This is a genomic window from Microbacterium karelineae (assembly GCF_009745985.1).
GTDB lineage: Bacteria > Actinomycetota > Actinomycetes > Actinomycetales > Microbacteriaceae > Microbacterium > Microbacterium karelineae.
Genome location: NZ_WFIX01000112.1, coordinates 1 through 238, shown reverse-complemented (window position 1 = coordinate 238; position 238 = coordinate 1). Strand labels below are relative to the sequence as shown.

The window sequence follows — 238 nt, the reverse complement described above, 5'->3', positions numbered from 1 at the left end:
GGTTCAGCTACCGCAGCATTGGTAGGAGTATTAAACTCTGCTTTTGGCTGCCCGAAATCCTTACTAGGCTCGTTTCTGATAGGCTCGTTTACAAAGAAGCTGAACTCAACAGGTTTTTCATTTGAAAATGAATTGTTGAAGGAAGTTCCGGATTGTGGTTCCTCTTTTTTGTTTTCAAAATCAAATGAAAAAGACTGGATCTCAAGATCGTTAGGATCATCATGTTCCTCATCAATAG

General features: G+C 39.5%; 1 protein-coding gene. It reads right to left on the bottom strand.

The genetic code is table 11. From position 1 onward, the window contains the following. On the bottom strand, positions 1 to 238 hold a 238-nt coding region (locus GB932_RS22145), incomplete at both ends, for a hypothetical protein (RefSeq protein WP_197517213.1).